Source organism: Chitinophaga sp. (assembly GCF_035538455.1).
GTDB lineage: Bacteria > Bacteroidota > Bacteroidia > Chitinophagales > Chitinophagaceae > Chitinophaga.
In genome coordinates this window covers 1-3,028 of the sequence record NZ_DATLKJ010000267.1, presented here as the reverse complement: position 1 = coordinate 3,028, position 3,028 = coordinate 1, and the positions used below count along the sequence as shown (strand labels likewise).

Here is a 3,028-nt window from a genome sequence, read left to right as displayed (position 1 = left end):
AATTAATAACACAAGAGAGGTTGCAAAGCGCACCATTGCGATGGAAGCAGCGGCAATTAATGATTTGCAGCAGTTTATAAATGCAGATTTTGAAAAGGTGGTGGAACTGGTCGCTCAATGTAAAGGGCGCCTGGTAATCACCGGCATTGGTAAAAGCGCCATTATTGCACAGAAAATAGTTGCTACCCTGAACTCTACAGGCACGCCCTCCCTTTTTATGCACGCAGCGGATGCTATACATGGTGATCTGGGCATGATCACGCCAGACGATATTGTTATGTGCATCTCCAAAAGCGGCACTTCAGCTGAAGTAAAAGTACTGGTACCGCTGGTGAAGAACTTTGGCAACACACTGGTTGCCATGGTGGGGAATACTACCTCATTTCTGGCTACGGAAGCAGACTTTGTACTGAATACTACCGTGAGTCAGGAAGCTTGTCCCAATAACCTCGCACCTACCACCAGTACCACTGCCCAATTGGCAATGGGTGACGCACTTGCAGTGTGCCTCATTGAATGGCACGGTTTTACGGCAGCAGATTTTGCTAAGTTTCATCCCGGTGGTGCATTAGGCAAGAAATTATATCTGAAGGTAGGTGATCTCAGCAAACAGCATCAGTCTCCCCAGGTATTGCTTAACAGCTCATTGAGAGAAGTGATTGTGGAGATCTCTTCAAAAATGCTCGGCGTTACCGCTGTAATTGACGGAAACGGACACCTGAGCGGTATTATAACTGATGGTGACCTACGTCGGATGCTGGAGAAAAATGTGCCTACTAACGCCGTTACCGCAAAGGACATTATGTCGCTGCACCCGAAGATCATTCAGGAGGATGAACTGGCAATCAACGCACTCGAAATGATGCGCCGCCACGATATCACACAGCTGTTAGTGATGAACGGTGACCATTATACAGGAATTATTCACTTACATGATTTAATCAGAGAAGGAATTATATAGAAATGACACAGCTGAATAGCCATTTTTACGTGGCAATCATGGCAGGCGGCATAGGCAGCCGCTTCTGGCCTCATAGCCGCACAGACAATCCCAAGCAGTTCCTCGATATTCTCAACACCGGGAAATCTCTGCTGCAATGGACATATGAACGTTTTCTTCAGTTCATCCCAAAGGATAATATCTTTGTGGTTACGCATCAGCAGTATACCTCTAAGGTGGCAGAACAACTGCCAGAGCTGCCATCACAGAATATCGTGAATGAGCCATCGCGTAAAAACACTGCTCCCTGCATTGCCTACATTTCTCATAAGATACACAAACAGGACCCGCTCGCAAACATTGTATGCGCCCCGGCAGATCATCTGATCGTAGACGGCGCCGCATTTACCAATGCCTGCCTCAATGCGCTCCTCTTTGTTCAGAAGCATAGCGCATTGCTTACCCTCGGTATTAAGCCTACACGCCCTGACACTGGCTACGGCTATATCCAGTTTGAACCACAGCAGGTGGCAGACAATGTATACAAGGTTAAAACATTCACCGAAAAACCCAATCTCGAACTTGCCAAAACCTTCATCCAGAGTGGAGATTTTCTCTGGAATGCCGGCATCTTCGTCTGGAATGTGAAGACCATTCTCGCTGCTTTCAAGGAATACCTTCCGGAAATAGATGAGCTCTTCGGACAAAGTGTATATGCCCTCAATACACCAGCAGAAAAAGAAGTGATGGAACAGGTATATCCGCAATGTACCAACATCTCCATTGATTACGGTATCATGGAGAAAGCAGACAATGTGTACGTGATCCCTTCCAATTTCGGCTGGAGCGATCTTGGTACCTGGGCCTCTGCATATGAAAACCTGGAAAAGGACTATCTCGGCAATGCTGTACAGGGCAAAAACGTAGTAGTGATTGATGCCACCAAGTGTATGGTGAAAGTACCTAATGAAAAGCTTGTACTGCTACAGGGCCTCGATGAGTTTATCGTAATAGATACACAGGATGTACTGCTCATCTGCAAAAAAGAAAATGAACAACAGATTAAAGAATACGTGGCGGAGGTAAAGAGGAACAAGGGTGAAAAATTCCTGTAACTACTATGTCAAAACTACCCAATACCGGGACCACCATATTTACCGTGATGTCAGCCCTGGCAACAGAGCACAGGGCCATCAACCTTTCCCAGGGATTCCCGGACTATGATTGCAGCGACGAGCTAAAATCGCTTGTAAACGAAGCAATGCAACAGGGGCATAATCAATATGCACCAATGCCCGGACTGATATCTCTCAGATCTGCACTCGCTGCTAAAATTGCAAGTCTCTACCAGCAACACGTGAATCCCGACACGGAGATCACGATCACGCCTGGTGGTACTTATGCTATCTTCACTGCCATTGCTACATGTATACACCCCGGTGATGAAGTGATCATTTTTGAACCGGCATACGATAGCTATATTCCCAATGTGCTCGTTAATGGAGGCAAGCCGGTGCTGATCCCGCTCTCTTTCCCCGATTACCGCATTAACTGGGAGGATGTACGCAGTAAAATAACACCACGCACCCGGATGATCATGATCAACACTCCGCATAATCCTACCGGCAGCATATTGCAGGAAAGCGATATTGCAGAACTGGAAAAGATTGTGGACGAGTTCAATCTGCTGGTGCTATCAGACGAAGTGTACGAGCATCTGATCTTCGATGGTGAAAGACACCAGAGTATATTGCGTTATCCGGCTATTTTCCGTAACAGCTTTGTGGTGTTTTCTTTCGGCAAGGTGTTTCACAATACCGGCTGGAAGATGGGGTATTGTGTGGCGCCACAACATCTGACGCAGGAGTACAGGAAAGTACACCAATATCTCTGTTTTTCAGTAAACACGCCCATGCAACACGGACTTGCCAGGTTCCTGGAAACGCCTTCACATTACCTGGACTTGCCGGAATTTTATCAGCAGAAGAGAGATTATTTCCTGCATCTGATGAAGGATTCACGCTTTACGCCGCTATCCAGCAGGGGAAGCTATTTTCAACTGATGAAATATGACCGTATTTCGGATGA

The 3,028-nt window shown here is 46.6% G+C and carries 3 protein-coding genes; all 3 read left to right on the top strand.

Features of this window, described 5'->3' with window-relative positions; genetic code table 11:
* The first annotated feature begins 1 nt into the window (after nucleotide 1).
* Nucleotides 2–961 carry a KpsF/GutQ family sugar-phosphate isomerase gene (locus VM802_RS30500; RefSeq protein WP_325538013.1) on the top strand — a complete coding sequence of 320 codons (960 nt, stop codon included), beginning with the start codon at nucleotides 2–4 and terminating at the stop codon, nucleotides 959–961.
* 2 nt (nucleotides 962–963) lie between these two features.
* Nucleotides 964–2,055: a mannose-1-phosphate guanylyltransferase gene (locus tag VM802_RS30495; protein ID WP_325538011.1), complete on the top strand. Its 1,092-nt coding sequence runs from the start codon at nucleotides 964–966 to the stop codon at nucleotides 2,053–2,055.
* A 5-nt stretch (nucleotides 2,056–2,060) separates the two neighbouring features.
* A partial coding sequence (locus tag VM802_RS30490; protein WP_325538009.1) for a methionine aminotransferase occupies nucleotides 2,061–3,028 on the top strand: 968 nt, incomplete at its 3' end.

Bases quoted from the DNA above. Each gene is read 5' to 3' on its own strand.
- VM802_RS30495 (WP_325538011.1), top strand. From the start codon at position 964: ATGACACAGCTGAATAGCCATTTTTACGTGGCAATCATGGCAGGCGGC.